21 protein-coding genes are annotated in these 18,217 nt (G+C 47.7%); all 21 read right to left on the bottom strand.

All coding sequences use genetic code 11. The annotated features are described in order from the left end of the window. Nucleotide 1: 1 nt before the first annotated feature. On the bottom strand, nt 2–325 hold the full coding sequence (locus B5P39_RS10710) for a hypothetical protein (RefSeq protein WP_088211513.1): 324 nt from the start codon (nt 323–325) through the stop codon (nt 2–4). Continuing rightward, the gene (locus B5P39_RS24925; RefSeq protein ID WP_254915765.1) at nt 322–954 is read right to left on the bottom strand and encodes a DUF1983 domain-containing protein; all 633 of its coding nucleotides are present in this window, start codon (nt 952–954) and stop codon (nt 322–324) included. Before B5P39_RS24925 ends, B5P39_RS10710 begins: the two co-directional genes overlap by 4 nt. After that, nucleotides 860–4,399, bottom strand: coding sequence for a host specificity protein J (locus B5P39_RS10705; protein WP_254915764.1), 3,540 nt, complete (start codon nt 4,397–4,399; stop codon nt 860–862). Before B5P39_RS10705 ends, B5P39_RS24925 begins: the two co-directional genes overlap by 95 nt. A 4-nt stretch (nt 4,400–4,403) precedes the next feature. Further along, nucleotides 4,404–5,036: a tail assembly protein gene (locus tag B5P39_RS10700; RefSeq protein ID WP_088211512.1), complete on the bottom strand. Its 633-nt coding sequence runs from the start codon at nt 5,034–5,036 to the stop codon at nt 4,404–4,406. A 76-nt stretch (nt 5,037–5,112) separates the two neighbouring features. Then, the gene (locus tag B5P39_RS10695; protein WP_088211511.1) at nt 5,113–5,679 is read right to left on the bottom strand and encodes a hypothetical protein; all 567 of its coding nucleotides are present in this window, start codon (nt 5,677–5,679) and stop codon (nt 5,113–5,115) included. Between the two features lie 77 nt (nt 5,680–5,756). Next, nucleotides 5,757–6,470, bottom strand: a complete 714-nt coding sequence (locus B5P39_RS10690) for a C40 family peptidase (RefSeq protein WP_088211510.1) — start codon at nt 6,468–6,470, stop codon at nt 5,757–5,759. Between the two features lie 51 nt (nt 6,471–6,521). Next, nucleotides 6,522–7,262 (bottom strand): phage minor tail protein L, encoded by a 741-nt coding sequence (locus tag B5P39_RS10685; protein WP_088211509.1) that lies wholly within the window; start codon nt 7,260–7,262, stop codon nt 6,522–6,524. Continuing rightward, on the bottom strand, nt 7,249–7,920 hold the full coding sequence (locus B5P39_RS10680) for a DUF4376 domain-containing protein (RefSeq protein ID WP_176399919.1): 672 nt from the start codon (nt 7,918–7,920) through the stop codon (nt 7,249–7,251). The genes B5P39_RS10685 and B5P39_RS10680 overlap by 14 nt, the downstream gene beginning before the upstream one ends. A 2-nt stretch (nt 7,921–7,922) precedes the next feature. Continuing rightward, on the bottom strand, nt 7,923–10,229 hold the full coding sequence (locus tag B5P39_RS24680; protein ID WP_088211508.1) for a hypothetical protein: 2,307 nt from the start codon (nt 10,227–10,229) through the stop codon (nt 7,923–7,925). Between the two features lie 24 nt (nt 10,230–10,253). Beyond that, nucleotides 10,254–10,589, bottom strand: coding sequence for a phage tail protein (locus B5P39_RS10670; protein ID WP_088211507.1), 336 nt, complete (start codon nt 10,587–10,589; stop codon nt 10,254–10,256). After that, complete coding sequence (locus B5P39_RS10665; protein WP_176399918.1) at nt 10,589–13,561, bottom strand: phage tail tape measure protein; 2,973 nt, start codon at nt 13,559–13,561, stop codon at nt 10,589–10,591. The genes B5P39_RS10670 and B5P39_RS10665 overlap by 1 nt, the downstream gene beginning before the upstream one ends. Before the next feature lie 55 nt (nt 13,562–13,616). Continuing rightward, on the bottom strand, nt 13,617–13,913 hold the full coding sequence (locus B5P39_RS25250) for a phage tail assembly protein T (protein ID WP_441347614.1): 297 nt from the start codon (nt 13,911–13,913) through the stop codon (nt 13,617–13,619). Then, a complete protein-coding gene (locus B5P39_RS10655) occupies nt 13,808–14,302 on the bottom strand; it encodes a phage tail assembly chaperone family protein, TAC (protein WP_088211505.1) in 495 nt (164 codons plus the stop codon). Before B5P39_RS10655 ends, B5P39_RS25250 begins: the two co-directional genes overlap by 106 nt. 81 nt (nt 14,303–14,383) lie before the next feature. Beyond that, nucleotides 14,384–14,857, bottom strand: a complete 474-nt coding sequence (locus B5P39_RS10650; protein ID WP_088211504.1) for a phage tail tube protein — start codon at nt 14,855–14,857, stop codon at nt 14,384–14,386. Nucleotides 14,858–14,951: 94 nt separating this feature from the next. After that, the gene (locus tag B5P39_RS10645; protein WP_088211503.1) at nt 14,952–15,320 is read right to left on the bottom strand and encodes a DUF3168 domain-containing protein; all 369 of its coding nucleotides are present in this window, start codon (nt 15,318–15,320) and stop codon (nt 14,952–14,954) included. Continuing rightward, nucleotides 15,317–15,778: an HK97-gp10 family putative phage morphogenesis protein gene (locus tag B5P39_RS10640; RefSeq protein ID WP_088211502.1), complete on the bottom strand. Its 462-nt coding sequence runs from the start codon at nt 15,776–15,778 to the stop codon at nt 15,317–15,319. Before B5P39_RS10640 ends, B5P39_RS10645 begins: the two co-directional genes overlap by 4 nt. A gap of 7 nt (nt 15,779–15,785) precedes the next feature. Then, the gene (locus B5P39_RS10635; RefSeq protein WP_088211501.1) at nt 15,786–16,010 is read right to left on the bottom strand and encodes a hypothetical protein; all 225 of its coding nucleotides are present in this window, start codon (nt 16,008–16,010) and stop codon (nt 15,786–15,788) included. Nucleotides 16,011–16,012: 2 nt separating this feature from the next. Next, nucleotides 16,013–16,375, bottom strand: coding sequence for a head-tail adaptor protein (locus B5P39_RS10630; protein WP_088211500.1), 363 nt, complete (start codon nt 16,373–16,375; stop codon nt 16,013–16,015). Then, nucleotides 16,375–16,671 (bottom strand): head-tail connector protein, encoded by a 297-nt coding sequence (locus B5P39_RS10625; RefSeq protein ID WP_088211499.1) that lies wholly within the window; start codon nt 16,669–16,671, stop codon nt 16,375–16,377. Before B5P39_RS10625 ends, B5P39_RS10630 begins: the two co-directional genes overlap by 1 nt. A gap of 21 nt (nt 16,672–16,692) precedes the next feature. After that, a complete protein-coding gene (locus B5P39_RS10620; RefSeq protein WP_088211498.1) occupies nt 16,693–16,938 on the bottom strand; it encodes a hypothetical protein in 246 nt (81 codons plus the stop codon). A gap of 80 nt (nt 16,939–17,018) precedes the next feature. Continuing rightward, nucleotides 17,019–18,209: a phage major capsid protein gene (locus B5P39_RS10615; RefSeq protein ID WP_088211497.1), complete on the bottom strand. Its 1,191-nt coding sequence runs from the start codon at nt 18,207–18,209 to the stop codon at nt 17,019–17,021. Between the last annotated feature and the right edge of the window lie 8 nt (nt 18,210–18,217).

The following is an 18,217-nucleotide window of genomic DNA, read 5'->3' as shown; positions in this document are numbered from 1 at the left end:
ATCACCGAGAATAAAAAAATGAAAGCAATATAGATGAAACACCCCACGCATCTTGCTCTAATGTAAATGTTACGGTGTTGCCTGTGATAGTTAGGCTGTTAATTTTGACTCTAAAAGTGCTGCCTAAAGACACCTCTTGATCCGGTGTACTGCGCTCTAATCCCCAAACGAATGAAAGCTTACCGCCAACGCCATTTGACGGCAGCGTGACAGAATGAACACCAGGGTAAAGGTCTTTTACACGCAAACACCAAAACAAGTTGTATGGTGTCGCGTTGTAAAGAACCTCTTTGCCAGCGTTATAAACAGCCAGTGCATAACTCATGTTAATTTACCCATTCTGCAAACTAAATTGCCGCTGTTGTCATAAACATCGATTCGATTATTTGATATTTGCATGCGGCCTTGCCCAGCTGTAGAGCCATTAATCTCAAATACACCCGCTTTATCCAGTTTCCACCCAGTGGTTTGTGCAACATAGTTTGTTGACTGGATATAGCTGCCGATCTTAGCGTTTGTGATAGTGCCATCGCCAATTACAGCGCTATTAATAAATACCTGACCACCTTGGACAACGAAAGGCGTGGTAATGGTAGATGTACCAGTAATTTGATTCACAATCGCAAATCTATCCGCAGTAAACAGTACCTGAGATTGCATACCTGCTGGTGTGTTCTCAATACCGATCGCCATGCCTGCGCCGTAATATTTACCGTCTGCAGTTACCCCAACCTTAATAGAGTACATGGCTTGCAGCTTGCCATCTAACTGGGCTAATGCTGTTGATGTTTGCTGCACCGCTGCTGATGCATTGTTAGCTGTAGCCTGCACTGTGGTGATTTGTGAGGCTAAGGCACTATCAGCATCCGCACGGGCGGTTTGTTCCTGCTGGATGGCAGCTGCGTTCTGCGTGGCCTTGCTGTTGGCTGCATCGGCGACAGCTTCCTTTGCCATTGGCGATCCCCGCCGCTGCGGCTGCATCAGCTTTGGCTTGGTCTGCGGCAGTTTGAGCCGTTGAGGCCGCAGAGTTGGCCGCAGTAGCTGTAGCCTGCACTGTGGTGATTTGTGAGGCCAAGGCACTATCAGCATCCGCACGGGCGGTTTGTTCCTGCTGGATTGCGGCTGCGTTTTGCGTGGCCTTGGTGTTGGCTGCATCGGCTGCAGCTTGAACTGTAGTGATTTGTGAGGCTAAGGCGCTGTCGGCATCCGCACGGGCGGTTTGCTCTTGCTTAATTAACGCCGCATTGCCATTGACTGTGGCTGAAATGCTGATGATTTGGTTTGCCAGCGATTCATCTGCAGTGGCTCGAGCCATTTGCTCTGTGATGATGGCGGCAGTGTTTTTATCAATACTGGCTGAAACCGCATCAATGCTTTTTGCTAAGGCTTCATCGGCCGCTGCTCTTGCATATTGCTCAGACCAAACGCCAGCAAATACTACTGTGGTACCCGCATTCCAGCCCATGTCACCCGCTAATGGCGGATTGACTTGGGCAAATATGCCATCAATACGAGAGGACTCTGCCGTCAGTTTGCCATCGATAGTTTCAATCGAGGTCTCAACATTATCTACACGTACAGTAAGTGCTGATACAGCTTCGCCCAAGGATGAATATTCACCAATTTTTGTCCAGTAGGTGGTGTTAGTTGGCAGTGTTCCTGCAGGTACGGTTTGTTTAGCCGAGTAGAGCTTGCCTTGATATTTAACCAACTGCCCAGTGAGGTAGCTTGCGGTGTTATCCCAATCTGGTGCGCCTGCAATATCCGCGATTTCAGCCTGCATCTGCTGAATTTTGTTTTCAGCCTCGGTAAGGCTTAATTCGATATCGGGGATTTTATCGGTTTCAATTTTGATAATTGGGATCAGCTCAATCTCTGATAGTAGCTCTTGCCCAAGTGCTGATGATGTAATGCGCTCGCTAAAATACTCGTCATATTTGGTTTGGTCGGTGGAGCTTTGGCCGTTTACAAAGTTAGACCATGGGCCCACGTTGCCCGTGCGATCCACTAAACGCGCTCTAAACCAAAAGCTAGCGCCGGCACTAAGCCCTGTCATGGTGTGGCTGTTTAACGGGTAAGCAAAATCACCTAGCTTGATCATACCACTGTCGTTATTGTTGGGGCCGTACTCAATTTCGGTGCGCAAGGTATCCTCTGCGCCAGCAGGGAACAACCAATTTAACGCAATACCAAATACTAACGGCGTGGTAGTGAACGAGGCCACCGCTGGCGGTAATCCAGTTTTGCCCGTGATATTGGTCAGGTCGGATAATTTAGGCACTGACGACACATCGACAGAGTTGATTGCGCGAACTCGAGCAATATACTGCCCGGTGTAAACGCCGCGAATATCAACCGAGGTACCGCTGGTTTTTGGCAGTTTAACCCACTCGCCTGAATCCTTGCGCCATTCCACTTCGTATGCCACTGCATTTTTGGCCGTGGCCCACTGAATCGTCATAGTCGTGACTGACAGGGTTTGCTCAGTGAATGTTGACTGACTGATGGTCACAGTAGCCGGTGCTTCTTGCGCCCCTACTGGCAATTTACTTATTGGCCGATCTTCTAACCGTGCGCCTGTGTCGATATAGGGGTATTTGCTGGGGTTATGCTCAACCGCGGTGATCTCATACTCAATGCTATCGCTATTGGCTTTGGCTACGCGCAGCACTCTAAATTGCTGCAGCTTTAGTTCGTCTGACTCGACTGACCATAACAGCTGCGGTAATGGCGTTTCGCTGTATTCGGTGGTTACCGTTACCACACGGCCATTAACAGCCTCAATGGTGCGCGCCTGCGCTTTGCCGCTGGGCAAGTTGATGATTAGCCGATCATTAACCGCGATGGTGGACGCACGGTCCAAGGTGATCTGCTTGCCGTTAACCGCTGAGATACGCCCACCAATCCGACTACCTGCAATTAGCTGATCCGCTACGCCAATCACATAACCAGGTAATGGGATGCTGCCATCCATACCCACTTTAAAATTAACAGCGCGGTCATTGTTATTGGTATAGATTGCCCACTTTCCGCGGCGCTGTGCTTCTGATTCGCGGGTGCAACCTAATGCCGCTAGCTCCACCACATTGTCACCATAGCGGCGCTGTAAGGCTTGATCAGATACCGAGGTAACATCGGACTCATAGGCGTTATCTGGATTATCCCAGCTGACCAAGGCGCGAGTGTATTTAACCTTTTCGCTGCTGGACGAATAGCTAAATTTACCGTCGATCACGTTGGCATTGGTGTATATAAAATCCATAGCGCGTGGCATATCTGCTACTGAGTACATTTGGCCGTTTGACCAGTAAGTCATGCCACGGTAAATAGACGCCAAATCACGCAGCACTTGCCACGCCTCTGTTGCCTGCTGAATATAAATATTGCAGATATAGCGAGGCTCCATGCCGCCTTTGCCGTCAGGCACCAGCTGATCGCAATACTGGGCAATTTGGTAAAGCTCCCATTTGTCCACCAGCGACGCATTGATCCGCTTGCCTGTGCCAAAGCGGTCATCGAGGATAATGTCGTAACTAACCCATGCTGGATTATCTGTCCATGCGATTTTAAAACTACCGTCCCACACGCCCGTATATTCGCGGGTAAGTGGATTATAGTTTGTTGGTACCCTTACCTTGCGCATAAAGGGTTCACACGAAACCACGGGGATATTCTGAAATTGGCTGGCGTCAAACTCCACATAAAGCAATGCCGTATTTGGATACTTTAGCTTGCGGTCAATCACATCGGTGATCGCCGCGATTTGCATTAAATCAGCCACACGGTTGTTGTTTTGGTTTGGCGTTAAGCGGCGAATACGGATCTGCCAGCTGTTACCCGCAGGCAAGTCAATACGATGGCTGCGCTCATAGGGCTGAGTGGTTTTGCCGTCAACCGCGGTGCTTAATACGGTTTGATAGCTACCGCCATCGGTAGAGAGATCAATAGCGTACTCAATGCGATAGCCGTTAACATCACCGTTATCAAGTTGCTGTTGCAGCGCTGGCCAGCGAAAGCGCACCCGCACGGCAGAGAGCACGTTATTAGTAATCGCTCTGGTGTAGGGCTGCTCTGATTTTAACTCAATCCCTAATGCCACCTCGTTTTCAACCGAGGGCAAGCCAGGTATATAGGTTTGATGTACAGAACCCGGACGAAAATCCCAAATTACACCGGGGAAGTTTTCTGCACCATTGGCATCAAGCAGTGGTGTGCCATCTAAAAACACATTTTGGCCGGATAATTGGCCCTCAAATTCACCTTCACCAATCGCCAGCAGGATTTTAGCTTTGGCAATTGAGCGCAGATCATCGGGCGACTCAACCGGAGTGCGCTGCTCGCTTTCGCCTGCTTTAGCGCCATGGATAACGAGTTGTTGTTTTAATGCGGGAATACCCATTTAGTTAAGGCTCCTGTTGATTGCCGCCGCCATTACTGCCACCCGATTGAATTGGGCGCTTAGTAGTTGCAATGTCTTCTGCGTAAATCCCTGCGCTAATAATGGCGCCACCAATACGGCGCTTACCGTAGCCAATGCCAACAGGGTTACCTGCTGCAGTAGTGTTAACCGCGCCACCAAAGGCATAGCTTGGCGCGTTCTCGGCGGCTTCCCTGCCCTTCAGTCCTTTGGCTTGGGGAGAAAGCATTTGCACCACGCCACCAGCGACTAAACCCACACCAGCCTGCACTAACCAGCCTTGGCCAAAGTACACACCGACAACAATCATTACAGCGCCTAAAATCGTCTGCAAAATACCGCCTCGCTTGCTCCCTGCGATTACAGGCACAATGCGGATCTCATTGGTGCCGGCTAAATCAAATTCATCCTGTCCAGTGTTGCGGCCATTGCGGAAAATCGCATAACGCAGGCCGAGCTTTGCCTGTTCTTTGATGAATAACTCAAAGCCGTAGAGTGTGTTTTTAAGGGCGCTAAAGGCTTCATTTGTTGTGCCAGTTTCTAGCAAGCGCTGATGAACGCGGCCAAACTTAGCCGCCAGTGAGCCTGATAGCTTGATCGTGGTAAGTTGTGTGCTCATGGTGTTTCCGCAAAAACATGAATTTGAGGCAATAAAAAAGCCACCGATTTGGTGGCTTATTTTGAATGTTATTTTATTAAAGCTTTTCAGCTTCTTTGCTTACGCTTGTTCCTTCAAGTAGTTTTTCGGCAGCAATCCTATCAAGCCTATCGCTTTCATCTACTGTCAGATTGTAACCGATCATCATTTTATTTTTTTCATGCTGAAACAAAAACTTTATGATTAGATAATCTTTTTCCCACTTAGCCCAAAATTGCTTGTTTTTTTGTGATGTTTCTATTGGGTCGGCAGTTTCAGAAGCATACCCATATTTTTCAACAAGCGATTTTGTTAGTAGATCCTCAATTGAACTTGCTTCTACATCTTCAAACAAACCTTCTGAGTGCAGAATTACTTGTTTAAGACCATAATTATTAAAATAGAAACTTGCATTGAATGGCTTTTTTGCAAGCTCAATTTTAGTAGAAATAACTCTTGAGAAATCTTTAATATCTGATGCATCTGTCATTTTTTGATCAATGCTGTTTGGATACATACTAAGTATTTTTTCAGCACTATCACCGTACATTGCACCTTTCCATAGTTCTTGTGAGCTTAGAAAAAATGAGCTGCAACACAATATAAACAATAAAATTATTCTCATAAAATTCCTTATTAAATAAATTACTTAACATCAACACTATGCCAACGCCCTAACAGACTGTAAAGTTTTTAGCCGTTTTATCCTGCATAACGCACAATTAATCGGGTATTGCGTTGCCAGTATCCGCCATAGATATCGTAGCGGCTAAGCCGCCCGTAGAGGTGATGCAGGATCTTGCCTTCACCAACATAAACGGCGGCGTGATTAACTCGCTGACTTTGGATTTGCATTAAGATGCCGTCGCCAATTTGCAGATCGGCTAGATTGATATTTGGCAGCGCCACAAATCCCGCTTTGGCAAAGTTATCGAGGTATAGCTCTTGCTCGCCTTCCCACCAGCCGTCTTGGCGCTCAAAGTCTGGCAACAGGATTTGTTGCACCTCACTGTACCAGTCGCGCACGCAGCTATAGCAATCCCATACGCCATGCACAAACGGACGGCCTAGCAGCGGTTTGCGAGCACCCGTTGGCACTATGGTGCGTAAGTCGCCATCAGGCCAGCTAAGGATATGCCAAGGCAAGCCGCTAGCCTCACACATGGCGCGATCGCGCTCACTGGGTTTGCTGCTGGCGTCTGGGTGGCTGTGGCATATTCCGATGATTGCGCCTTGTTCGTCAATATCCGCGTATTGCTGCGGATCAATCACAAACTCATCGGCCTTGTTAGTTGCCTTGTTTTCACATGGCACATATTGCGCTTTGTTGCCTTGCAGGATTAGCAATCCGCAACATTCGTGAGGGTAGCAACTGGCCGCATGCTGACTAAAGGCATGTAAAATGGTTGGATGCATATGGACCTGCTTTTAGTGTTAGACCATTTTGCTGACGGCGGGAAAATGCTTTTAACGTATTAGCCGCACGCTGGGGAAGCCGCCATGGGGTAATTCGGCATTTTCGCCAAAGCGTAAGGTGCAGCCTTTAATTGTGCCTGAGCACTGGTCTAGTGCTGGGTTATCGGTTGGTTGATCTTCATCGGTAAACATAGCTTCGCCCGTGTAGCCACAATCCGCGCCGCGATACTCACCACGTTGACACCAGTAACAATAGGCGGTCATTTGTCGGCCGATTTTGTAGCCAGAAAGGTCGGCAGGATTGGATAACTCAAAGGTGACAGCAACATTATCCTCGTTGACCTTTTTATCGACATACCAAATCTCAATCGCTTCTTGAGTTGGATCCGCTTCACTATTGCCGCTGGGGAAGTTGGCTGCATCAAGATATTTTGCCAGCGTTCGGCGTATTGTTATCTTGGCTTGCTCCATGTTCTGAAAGTACAAACACAGGGCGCTAATACTGCCATCTAGGTTAGCCACCGTTAGCGTTGGCGTGCTTGGCGAGCCATCGGAGTTAACCTCAACCCCTTCTAACTGAGCTGGCCATGGGCTGTACTCTTCACCCTGCCAATAGATTACTTTTGCTGCTATCGGTTGTTGTGTTTGTGCCGCTTGGGTTAACTCTGCTCCTGTGTATGCAAGGTTATGTGCATGAAACCGCAGGATATCGGCACCAAAGGCGGTACCGTCGATTTCATAGAGAATAATCTCATTGCCCGGTTCGAGGGTTTGAATATCAGCACTCAACATCGGCGCCACCTTTGGTCCATAGCTTGCCTTGCTCAATAATCGCTAAGCTATGCGCCTGGCGAATTTGATCCACAGTAACTGCTGTTTCGGTGTTATCTGCTAAGCGCCAAATGGTGGAGGTAATGCCAGCATCCTCAGACGCATGGATGGCGGCTAACATGCGGCGTTGTGACTGTTCATCACCATCAAACACCAACCCATCCACTTCCACGGTAATCGAATTTACAGCCGCAGCCCGTTGAGTGCGAAATAGGTATTCGTCAATGCTAATGCCATCGATCAGTATTTCAGAGCGATATTGCTCAAGGGTTTTATGCTGTGGCCGTTCTGGCATTGGCTCGGAAAAAAATGGCTGCTCAATCGCTTGGTGATCTTGCGCATCAATTGGTAATGCTGGCGCATTAAGCTCAGCATCCGTTTTACGCGCAAGCCATGCTTGATACTGCTCGAACCAATCCCATTGCAGCGTAACTGCATATAGATCGATAAACTTATCGATAACATGGTGCATTGCGGGATTAGCGGCATGTAAGCGAGTGACTAAAAGCACATCGGCCAGAGCTTTTGACTCTGGCCGATGCCGTATTACTGGCTGTTTGTGCTCATCAAGCACCGGCGAACCCGACTTGTCGAGTTCGTAAAACATACTTAAGTCCATAGTTACACCTTATTCTTAATCCAGCCAATTGGCTCTTTGAGTCTGGCGGTACCCACTAAAACGGTATTGCCGTTTAAGTCTGTCTTATTTGACTGGTTATCGACAATCGTTACCTTGCCATCATCACCCCAGTTAGTGCCATTGTGCTTTAGCTCGGTATAAGCATATTGGACAAAGGCTTGCTGGTTGATATTAGAGAGATAGCTAACCGCCTTAAACGCTGGAGAATTATTTGCTGGCAATGCAAGCGTTAATGCTGGGTGAGTAACCCCGTCGAAATTTGTAGCAGAGGTTAATTTTCCAGTTCCATCCATGGAGCATGATGATAGAGACATATTATTAACTGACACGCCTGAGTTGTTTTTCAGCAACTTACCAATTAACGACTCACCCAGCAAAGCACCGTTTTCAGGACGATAGTCAGAGGATACAAAGACGTTGTACGGAACTAGGCCTGTTATTGCTGCGTTAGGTGCGTTTTCGGTCTGTCTAGCGAAGGCTTGGTATTGAAGAATAACAATGTTTGCAGCAGGCTCATTAGTTAACGTTACGCTGTTGCTTACTGCGTTATATGTGGGAGTAAATACACTCCAAGATGAACCATTGTTAGTTGATCGCAGAGCTGTTGGTGCAGTTATAGCATCTCGAGATAGCTCAAAAGAACTAATAGCACCAGTCGGTTGTTGTGCGTTTTTAAATCCAGACCATCCGCCAGATAATGCAGCAGTGGCATTAATAACTGCGTTAGTTGCAATAACTTCTGTCACAAGGAAGTTACCACCAACACTCACATTTGAATCAACTGAACTTAGCGCTGTTGTTAGTTTTGTCTTTTCAAAACCACGATAAGTACTACTCTGAACTTTTTGGCCTGCTTCTGCAAAGCCAACACTATCCACACCATAAGCTGAATAACGCATATCACGGCAAATGCCGCCTTGACCATCTGCGTAGATGCCATCGTAGAAACGTTTATCAGGACGATTATATCCATCATAGGCTGCCGTACCAATATTACCAAAACCGCCATTGCCAGAAGATCCTAGAGATGCTGTAAAGCAGTCAGCTTTACTTGAAGGCTCACCACTTAATTTAGTTCTAATATCTCTATTATCCCATGTACAACACCAGTAAGGCTGCTGAGTTGAACGCCATGAAGCAGTCCCATTAGGATTAAAACTAGGATGATATCCCCCCTGGTTCAGTCTATTAACAGTCCCACAGACTAGGAAGTAGCATTCACCGTTTATAGCGGCATTAGTACTAACTCCACCAAAGGCACGAGAAGCTTTGTAGGCACCATTTACTGTGTAACTAGTGAAACCCCAGTTAGTTTTACCAAGTGGAGGAGTCCAATAATTTACACCAATGGCGTATGGTACATCTAAAGCACCCTGTGGCTGTGCTTCTGCTACAGCAGTATTTCCACTTCCAACTAAACCGTAGGCAGTAATAACACTGGCATCTATATATACCCAATCACCATTTCCATTATTTTTAACTGATCTCTGCCTCAATCGCCATTGAACTAAACGTCCATCATCTAAGTAGTACAAATTGTTTTTATGGTTAGCCAACACCTTTTTCTTTTGCGCATCTGTCAGTACAAAAAAGTTTAAGCCCTTACCTTTTGACCCTGTATCACCATCAAATACAGCATAATAAGATACTGGGCGAGCACTAGCAGAGGTAGCAATCCCATCCATTGTTGTAGCTTGTGATTGAATCAAACCATTTGGATAAATATACGGATTGGTTGTATTAACCTCTTCCAGCCAAGCCTCAAAGCCCCACATATCAACGCGGTCTGTTACTACTTCGATACTGGTTGGATCTGCTGCTTGAGCATTGAACGCAGCAGTAACAGTGGCGTGAGTAGTGATAACGCCTGTTGATTTGTTATAGGTGGTTTTACCATCAGGCGCTTGAGGGAACTTAATACCAAATCCAACAGGAAGATGGAATAAAACTCCTGCCATATTAAGCACAGCATTATCAGTATTTGAACCACCCACCCCGCCAGCTTTACCAATCAGCAAGGTATTTGGTGTAGTGAGTGCGGTATAAAGCCCCGGCTTGCATTCATTGACTTGTTTGCCGGATTCATGATTACCAAAGCTGACCCATCCACTCGCGACATAGTGTTCTTTGTTCTGCGCCCGAATCGCTTCAAACTGCGCTTGTGACATGGCGGCGGAGAGTACTTCTGCGGCTAAAAAGTTGCGGTTGGTTTTTTCAAATGCAGAGCGAGCCGTATCGCCACCTGTGCCAGCTGGCTGGGTGCCTAGATTAATCGTTTCAAATGCCATGAGTTTACGTCCGATAGCGAAGTATTAAGGATGAAATGCTTGTTCGAAAGTGGCGGCGATGCGATACATACCGCCGCCTAATGGGGTGTTAGTGACCTGCTTAACTTGCCATAGTGATGCTGTGCCAAGGGGCGGCGTCCAGATAAATGACTTAGCGCCTTGGTGTTCATCAAGAAAGGCGACTATCGCCTCGGCGGTGGCTTTGTTTTTGGTAAACGTCAGCGGCCAGCTTTGCACCTTGCTGTTAATACCATCGCCTACTGATTGGCGGTAGCCATCACCAAACTGAGCGGTGCGAGTACGATATTGGGTATCGCCTGTGGCGCCGTTATCTGGTGCCCATGTGAATGTTTGCGGCATTAACGATAACCTCCCGCAATCGTGCGACCAATTTGGCCGTTAGGCCGCAAATCCTTTGCTAATAGCTCGCGGTATTTTTGCTCAACAAACTTGCCGAGCTCGCTGCCGAACTGGCTTAATGCTGGGGTATCGGCCGTGGTGGTGGCGTTTCCGCTTTGATCGATATTCACTTCAACATGGACCACACCCGCGCCAGCCATGGCCGCGGCTGGCACACCGTTATAGGCTGCGCCGCCTGCTACGCCTCCATCCGCATAACCTTTATTGCCTTTGCGCATGGCTTCGACCGTGGCCACGCCACCCGCACGGGCTACATCGCGTTGCGACCAAACCACCTCACCACGGTGGACTATGCCTGCTGGCTCGTATTTACCGCCAGCGCCAGTGTAACCACCGGATGAATAGCCAACGGCACCACTTTCAGCGAATCCGCCAAAAATGTTGCTGGCGATACCTGCTATCGCCTTTTGCATGGAGATTTTGGCGAGATCTGACAAGATAGACTTGGTTAGCTCCGCAGAGTCGGCCTTACCCGTGGTTACAAAGTCGGTTAAGGCGTCTGTCATGCCACCAAAGGCGCTATCAAATAGCTTTTCAGTTTGGCCTGCCATATCCGCTGCGGCATCAATGTAGTTTTGCATTGATGAACGGGCACCATTTGTCCAATCAGCTTGTTTGGCGTCGAGGGCAATATAGTATTCGTCCTGCGCGGCTAATCGATCGCTGAGGTTTTGCTTAAGCATCGCCAGCTGGGCTTGGTACTCTTCGGCAGTGGTGCGGCCTGCAAGGTTATCCGACAGGGCTTTACCCTGAGCGCGTTCAATATCGCGCTCAATGCTTTGGCGATCACCTAGGCGTTGCTGGGCTTTATCACCTAAGCCAAAGCTGGCGAGCTTGTCGGCATTGCGTTGTTGCTCTGCAGCTAAGTTGGCAGCAAGGTTGGCGCTGTAGCTTTGTAGGCGCAGCGCCTCATTACGTTTTTTAAGCTCTTCATCGAGAGCGACGTTTTTTTCAAGCTGGGCGCGGATCACCGACTGCTCAGCCAATAAGCTTTTTTGCTGTGCGGTGAGTACATCTTTATTTTTGATATCAGCAATTTGCTGTTCAAACTGCAATAGCTCTTTTTGTGATTGCGTAAGTTTAGTGTTGCTATCTAGCTGGCCTTGCAAGCCTGCTTGGGTTTCGCGCAGGCGCATAAGGTAGCTAGTTGCGGCATCATCTTTAAATGCGGCTTTTGCTGTGTCTTTGAACTTTTTCTCTATCGAGGCCAGATCACGTTTAATTGTATCTGGATCCAGCAAGGCGCTATTGGGGTTGTCCTTGCGTATTTTTTCAATATTGTCTTTGTATTCCTTTATCGCCTTGGTGCGCTTTTGCTCGTTGGTAAGGGTTTCTTCCGTTAATTTGGCGTTTTCTCGCTGGGCGGCAATTGAGTCTTTACTTATCTTGGCGCGTTCAGCCTCTTCTTCGGCAATATCGTTGAGTACTTGCTGCTGTAGCTCTAAATCTTCAATTCGGCGCTTAAGTATTTCAGCCTGTTTTTTAGCGGCATCAAGGTTTGGTTTGTAAGCGTCAGGAATAGCGCCTGTGTTAAGTCCGCTAGTGTTAGCTAAAATATCGACTTTTAACTGAGTTGATCCTGTTAGCCCGCTGAGTTCTGCTTTGGCTTTAGCAATTTGATCGGCAATCGTTTCACGTCTACCAATGCCTGCTGCTGCGTCCCAAGCCTCTGCGGATATCTCTTTTACCGCCTTCCATGCTTGCTCAATATAACCAAGATTTTCAGTGATATCGCTTGTGCGGTCATCAATAGCATCGCTATATGCTTTAAAAACGAGCTCAGCGGCCTCATTTGATTTACCTGCTTCTTTAAGCGCTGCGGCTTGCTCATAAACCGCACCAGTAAGGAAGTTATATTTTTTATTGAGTTCTTCTGCGGCTTTTACCGGGTCATCGGCGAGCTTGACAAATTCCGCAATGGTTTCACTCATTGCTTTGCCAGTAACATTTTCCATTTTAATGGCGGCAAGGCCGACTAACTCAATTTGGTCGCCAAAGAATTTACCTGTCTTGGCGACCTCGGCCAGTGCTGCGGCGGCTTGGCGTTGGGTACCGCTAATGGCATCAATACGCTTGGCGGCATCCATTAATTGGTCAGTCGTTGTACCTGCTGAGTTGCCCGTTAATATCAGCGCATTGCGCAGCCTATCGGCCTCGATGCTGCCTTGATAGTAGGCCAATGCCATTACACCCGCGGCGGTAGCAGCAACGGTAAATGGGTTGATTAACCCCATAATATAGCCGCCCATGGCTTTAGCTGCTGGGCCAACACCGCCAAACATATCCTTAAGCTGGCCACCTTGCTGCAAGAATACCGTCATCGGGTTTTGTCCTGCTTGCAGCGATACCGCGATATCGGTGAACTGGGCTGGTAGGCCGCGAGTCGCAAACGCCAGTTCCTTTGCTGACTTGCCTGTTTTGTCGTACTCAACCCCAGCTTTACCTACTTCATTGCGCATCTGCGCAATTTTTTTGCTGTAGGTATCATAGTCAGCAGGGCTCACAAGGCCTATCTTTACACCTTCAGATAACCTAGCTTGCATGTTGTCTAATTCGGCATATTTTGCGATGGCAGGATCTAGCTGGCTGACGACTCGGTTTATCTGCTTGTACTGATCTGCGAAAGCTGAGTTTGCTTCGTAGGCTGAATTTTTAGCGCTATCCAGTCGCGCTGATAGTATTTCAAACTCTCTTCCACCAAATACACCCTTGCTATTAAGTTCCGAAAGGCGGCGTTGCTGTTCATTTAAACTAGCAAACTGGGAAACTAATGGATCAATCTGCCTTACCATTTTAGCCATTGTATTATTAAGAGCTAAAGTTTTACGCTCGGCACGATCCATTCCCTCTTCAAAACTGCCCGTTTGAGCAATCACATTTAATGTTAAGTTGCCAAGGGACTTAGTTGTCATGGGATTTCCTACTTAGTTTAAGGGCGTTTGGTGGCCGTCCTTGGCCTTATTGCTGTTAATCGGTTTGCTTTTTAATTGCGCTGGCTTTGAGCATCATTAATACATCGTCAACGGTGGCTTCTGGCTGCTCTGCCTCGTCTAACTGGCTGAATAGCATAAAATCTTCAAACTTAGCTTTGCCGCCGTGAATGGTGTTGATGTGATGCATTTGTGCTGCGGCAATGCGCTCTTGCCGCGCTTGAATGCTTAATGGGCCGAACTTTGCTCGGTAGGCGATCCAATCGATGACTTCTCGGTGCGTGAGGTTCTGCTGGGCTTCTTCGATGGTTCGTCCGCCGACTCCTGCGAGCACGAGCTCGTGCCAGAATTCGTGGTCGGCGGTAAGGTTTTTGGGTCTGGCTTTAGCCCAATGCCGTTAACCTCGTTAATGGCTCCAATTAAGGCAAACCCTAACGAGTCGCAAATCGGGCCATGGGCTTCATTGCCAAGAATATCGTCAATCTCAAACAGGGGCTTGCCCTGCTCATCAACCACACTGGCAACAATGCGCGAGGTTAACCAGTCGACGCCACGATTGTAGTTGCTGGCTTCGGCTTGTGCGGTAGCGAATGACTCTTTACGGATAAAGACGATAGCTTTATGGGTTTCGCCATTGGGCGTTGTCCACGAAATTTCACGGCGTTCTGGTTTTGCAGGGGAATAGGAACCCGACTGAATAAGGCTTGCAACACTTAATTCCATGATTATTCCTTAGGATTAAGTTAATTAAGATAAAAAGCAAAAGCCCACGGTTAGGTGGGCTTTCGGATGGTTTAACCAAAATTAAGGCGTTGTTGATGCAGGGGTAAGCACAGGATCGCCAGAGACTTGAATGCCGATAGTGCTTTTAACCACATCGTTTTGCGCAAAGGCAAATGGATAGGCCGTCATAAAGCCTTCAAAGGTGATCCATGTGCGGGTAGTTGGCAAGGTAAAGTTTTTAGTTGCAACCGTTGGAGCTGTGCCCACAGCATCGCTAAAACCAATAGCCCATTTAATGGTAGTACCTGCTGTTTTAATTTGATGCAGGCGAAGATGGCTTGGGATACGTGGGTCAATGTTGATACCAAATGTTGCGGCACCAGGCGACTTTAATCCTGCCACAAACTCACGGGCCATGGCTTCTAATGGGGTGGTTTCGATGGGGTCGACTGGGCTGTCGATACCGTCAATGGAGGTCACCGCGATGACACCTAAAAGGGAATCATCTGCCGGATCGATTGCATAGAGCTGGGTGCCCTGCGTTTTCATACTCATGTTGTTGCTCCTAACAATAGCCTTGCGGCAGATACAAAAAAGCCCCTGCAGGTGCAGAGGCTTTTGGTTTTAAGTTGCGTTGTGGGTTTTACGGCTAACGAGTGACTAGCCAATCAATATCAAAGCTGTGGCGGTAATTGCCGGTTTCTTTATCCCGGTCATCACCGTTGTAATTGGTGGTGTAGGCATCCAGTTCGATGGCGTGGCGAATTGCATCACCCACTGCTGAGGCTGTGGCGCCTGAGTCGGCGTATACATCCACCTGCAGGGTAAATGCATCGGTATCTGGTCTGCCGGCTAAATAGTTTTCAGGGCTACCGCCGATCACTTGCCAAACGGCATAGGGCTTTGGCTCGTTTTGTTGTGCTTTCCCAAACGGATAAAGCCTTACTGGGTTAGTGCCCAGCAGCGCGGTGACCTCTGGGCTATTACTGCAAACCACAAAAATAGGCGCGGTGCTCATGAAAGTGCCTTATCGAGTTCTTTATCAAATTCAAAGGTAAAGCTGTTTATCACTTGGTTGATATTGTTAGCCAACGCTGGGCGCATAAATGGCCGTGCTTGGGCGCGTTCGGTACCGAACTCCACTAAATGCCAGTGTGGAGTATTGCCGCGTGCGCCTTCGTCGGCATTTGGCGTTGGAATACGGCCGCGATTGGTTGCTACACCAACGCGATACATAATCACCCCATTGCGTTGAAATAGTCGGCTAGCAAACTGCAGGGTGATGTTGTCGCTGATCCTGCGCCCTGTTTTTGGGTCATCCACTGCCAGCGCGTTTTGTTGCGCCGCTTTTTTAACAATGCCAGCGGCTTTGCGAAGCGCTGTTCGTGTGCCTGTATCAATCACGGTTTGGCTAACCTTGTTCATTTTGGCTTTGACTTCTTTTAAGCCAACAATGCTGAAATCTGAGGTTGCCATGGTTAACCTACCGTTTAGGTTTATATTCAACAGTTACATTTCCATGTAATGTTTTGCTTATTAAGCGTTTTCTATGCTTATGCACTTTGTATGGCTGAGGATAAAAAACCACTTTTCCTTTTTTAGTATCTGCATAAATGCAGTGATCCACTTTTTTACCGTTTAAAAACACCTCGACGGGTTTACCCATTTCACTGGTATTTTCAATGGTGAAAATGTGAGGCTGGTTCATGGTTAAATGCCCTGATTCACGCCATCTTTGCAGCGTAAGCGCCACTCTTGACGGCCTGTTAAATCCGTTTCTATCGAGTGAATATCGTAAGTTCTGCCGTCCCATAAAATTCGGCATTGGTAAAACAAGCTGAGATCAATTGGAAACCATCTAAGGTTGATTCTGGCGCTGGTTTCAGCTTGTTTTGCATCTGCTGCATAAAATTCACGCCCAGCCCCTGTTAATACCTCGGCGGCAACCTTATCAAGCGGCTTAGTACCTAAGGTGAGGGTTTGCCACGATATTGAAACTGCACCTGTGAGCGGGTCTTGCTGCTTTACTGGCTGTTGCAGGTGGATTCGATGGCGTAAACGATAGGCGAGCATTAAATTCCCCAGCCAATACGATAAGGTGTTAACTTGATTTCAGCGGCATTGCGCAGTTTAAGCGCGTCATCAGGTGACGCTTGATAACTCGATTGCAGCAATATCATTACGCCAGTGATGACGCTTGCAGGTAGTTTGCCCGTTGATTCATCAATCAAAGCGTTTAGGGATTCCATTCCCAAATATTGGCTTGCTTCGTCCTCTGCCCCATCAAGCAGCAGCTGCAAACTTGCATCATCTTCATCGTGAAACACATTTAGATTTTGCTTTGCTTGTTCTAGGGTGATGATACTCACAGAGGACTCCTGTACTACTGATTACGCTTTGACTTTTTTGGCTGCGGCTGTAGCAGCCTTAGCATCTACTTCTTCTTTTTCCTTTGCTTCAGCTTCAGCAGCATTAACGTCTGCTTCGGTTGCTTCTTCTGGTGCGCGAGCAACTAAGCCATTGTGTTTTAGCTCGTTAAAGTGATGTTCATCTACTTCAAACGGTTTTGATGAAGTGGTTTTTACTTCGGTGTCCAAGTAAAAAGATTTGAGTGCAATGGCGAGTATTTTAGCCATGGTAATTCTCCAAGAGTTTATGCCACTAAAACTAAAGGCCGAAATTCGGCCTTTAGTGCTTTAGTTATCAGTTAACTGATTTAAGCGAAGGTAAAGTTGCCAGTGACAAAGGCTTCTGGACGGTAAACCGCTAGCGCTAAACGCTCTTCTGCACGGATACTGACCATGTTGTTTTCAAAGTCTTTGTCGTTCTCGGTAGAGATTAATACTTCGATATCCATGCGGTCATAGATCTGAGCGCCCATTTGGAAGGCACCGACTAAGAACTCGTTTTGCACAATGGATTGGGTTTCAACTACTGGCCGGTTCCACAGTGTTGGGCTAGTCTGCCCTTGCGGCTTGCCGATCAAGTAGTTTTTGTTGCTGTCCTTCAGCGTTTCAATCACCGCCCAATCAATTGGATTGAGAACGATACCATCAGCGGCATATTCGGCTAATGCCGCTTGCAGTAACGCTAAGCGAATGCGGTCAATATGCTGCTCGGTATCAACTGTTGCGCCAGTTGGTTTAACGTAAGCGCTTGCCTGAGGAATAATACCGTGCAAATTGGCGCCAGTGTTGTTGCCGTATAACAGCTGGGTTTCTTCTTTAAGCATTAAGCCGTAACGTGCACGGGCATTGATAAAGCTTTGCAGTTGTTTTGCGTCATCCAAAATCTGGCGGCTGGCTTTAAATAAATGTGCAATAGTACGCACACCTTGACTGACTAGGCTAAATGTGAGTTCAGAGTAAGGCTTAGCTGCACCTTCTGCTACTGGTGCCGCGTTATTGGTAAAGCCTGTCTCTTTAACGTATTCGATGCTGTTGCTCTCGGTTTCACCTGGAGCAATTAGGTCACGAATGGTTAAACGACGCTCTGGACCTGCAACAATTCCAGCCATACGATCTGGACGAACTAAACCAGCACCTGAACCAGTGGCAGAGGTGATTGCCGAACGGGGCATACCAACTCGACGGCTACCACGGAATGAGCTGTTAACGCCTTCCATTTCCTTGTCGTTAACCACACGCTCACCGATTGACTGTTCGCGCTCTTGTTGGTTGCTTTGGGCGCCTTTTAGCAGCTTTTGCTCTGCTTCTTGCAAGCGAGCTTGCATTGAGCCTTGCTCTAAAAGCAGCTTATCGACCTTATCGCGGGTTTCGGCATGCATTTCACCAGAAGCCTTGATCTGCTTATTGGTTTCTTCTGCCGCCGATTTAATTTGATCACCAATCTTGGTTAGATTGGCACCTAATTCTTCTACTTGCTTTTCAAAATTTGGGTTTGGCATAGTCGCCT

It is taken from the genome of Shewanella sp. Shew256 (assembly GCF_002196695.1).
GTDB classification, from domain to species: Bacteria; Pseudomonadota; Gammaproteobacteria; order Enterobacterales; family Shewanellaceae; genus Shewanella; species Shewanella mangrovisoli.
This window is presented reverse-complemented; position numbering and strand designations above follow the sequence as displayed.

Coding starts and splice junctions, on each gene's coding strand:
- B5P39_RS10650 (WP_088211504.1), bottom strand. CDS start 14,857: ATGAGTATGAAAACGCAGGGCACCCAGCTCTATGCAATCGATCCGGCA.
- B5P39_RS10645 (WP_088211503.1), bottom strand. CDS start 15,320: ATGAGCACCGCGCCTATTTTTGTGGTTTGCAGTAATAGCCCAGAGGTC.
- B5P39_RS10640 (WP_088211502.1), bottom strand. CDS start 15,778: ATGGCAACCTCAGATTTCAGCATTGTTGGCTTAAAAGAAGTCAAAGCC.
- B5P39_RS24925 (WP_254915765.1), bottom strand. CDS start 954: ATGGCAAAGGAAGCTGTCGCCGATGCAGCCAACAGCAAGGCCACGCAG.
- B5P39_RS10710 (WP_088211513.1), bottom strand. CDS start 325: ATGAGTTATGCACTGGCTGTTTATAACGCTGGCAAAGAGGTTCTTTAC.
- B5P39_RS10665 (WP_176399918.1), bottom strand. CDS start 13,561: ATGACAACTAAGTCCCTTGGCAACTTAACATTAAATGTGATTGCTCAA.
- B5P39_RS10685 (WP_088211509.1), bottom strand. CDS start 7,262: ATGTTGAGTGCTGATATTCAAACCCTCGAACCGGGCAATGAGATTATT.
- B5P39_RS24680 (WP_088211508.1), bottom strand. CDS start 10,229: ATGGCATTTGAAACGATTAATCTAGGCACCCAGCCAGCTGGCACAGGT.
- B5P39_RS10635 (WP_088211501.1), bottom strand. CDS start 16,010: ATGAACCAGCCTCACATTTTCACCATTGAAAATACCAGTGAAATGGGT.
- B5P39_RS10695 (WP_088211511.1), bottom strand. CDS start 5,679: ATGAGAATAATTTTATTGTTTATATTGTGTTGCAGCTCATTTTTTCTA.
- B5P39_RS10690 (WP_088211510.1), bottom strand. CDS start 6,470: ATGCATCCAACCATTTTACATGCCTTTAGTCAGCATGCGGCCAGTTGC.
- B5P39_RS10655 (WP_088211505.1), bottom strand. CDS start 14,302: ATGGAATTAAGTGTTGCAAGCCTTATTCAGTCGGGTTCCTATTCCCCT.
- B5P39_RS10680 (WP_176399919.1), bottom strand. CDS start 7,920: ATGGACTTAAGTATGTTTTACGAACTCGACAAGTCGGGTTCGCCGGTG.
- B5P39_RS10620 (WP_088211498.1), bottom strand. CDS start 16,938: ATGGCTAAAATACTCGCCATTGCACTCAAATCTTTTTACTTGGACACC.
- B5P39_RS10705 (WP_254915764.1), bottom strand. CDS start 4,399: ATGGGTATTCCCGCATTAAAACAACAACTCGTTATCCATGGCGCTAAA.
- B5P39_RS10700 (WP_088211512.1), bottom strand. CDS start 5,036: ATGAGCACACAACTTACCACGATCAAGCTATCAGGCTCACTGGCGGCT.
- B5P39_RS10670 (WP_088211507.1), bottom strand. CDS start 10,589: ATGCCGCAAACATTCACATGGGCACCAGATAACGGCGCCACAGGCGAT.
- B5P39_RS10615 (WP_088211497.1), bottom strand. CDS start 18,209: ATGCCAAACCCAAATTTTGAAAAGCAAGTAGAAGAATTAGGTGCCAAT.
- B5P39_RS10630 (WP_088211500.1), bottom strand. CDS start 16,375: ATGCTCGCCTATCGTTTACGCCATCGAATCCACCTGCAACAGCCAGTA.